Genomic DNA, 570 nt, shown 5'->3' with positions numbered 1-570 from the left:
CGTTTTCGCGCACCGATTTCAGGATCATGCCGAAGGGCGAGTTGATGATGCGCCAGATGACGAACACGCCCAGCACGAACACCGCCAGCACAAAATAATACATGGTCATCGGCTGGTTGAGATCGATGATGCCGAAGAGATGGCCGCGCGGCACGCCCTGCAATCCGTCCTCGCCATGGGTGAAGGATGCTTGCAGGCAGAAGAAGAAGAACATCTGCGCCAGCGCCAGCGTGATCATCGTTGAATAGATGCCCTGACGGCGAATGGCGAGATAGCCGATGACGAGGCCAAGGGCTGCGGCGGCAAGGACGCCGAGCACGAGGCCAAGCTCCGGCGTGACGCCCCAGACCTTGACCGTATGGGCGGTGATATAGGCCGCGCCGCCGAAGAAGGCGGCATGGCCGAAGGACAAAATGCCGGTATAGCCCAGAAGAAGATTGAAGGCGGAAGCGAACAGCGCGAAGCACAGCATCTTCATCAGGAAGATCGGATACACCATGAAGGGTGCGGCCAGCAGCCCGACAAGGGCAATGCCGAGGATGACGGCCGAGAGGCTGTTGACGGCAGGCG

At 60.2% G+C, this 570-nt stretch carries 1 protein-coding gene; it reads right to left on the bottom strand.

Annotation, left to right across the window (positions count from 1 at the left end; genetic code table 11):
* On the bottom strand, positions 1-570 hold a 570-nt coding region (locus ACS5UA_RS22845), incomplete at both ends, for a branched-chain amino acid ABC transporter permease (RefSeq protein WP_443101888.1).

The sequence above is a fragment of the Brucella sp. RRSP16 genome (assembly GCF_052246815.1).
Classification (GTDB): domain Bacteria; phylum Pseudomonadota; class Alphaproteobacteria; order Rhizobiales; family Rhizobiaceae; genus Brucella; species Brucella intermedia.
Note: the sequence above shows the minus strand (reverse complement) of the source record. Positions and strands in the feature narration are given on the sequence as shown.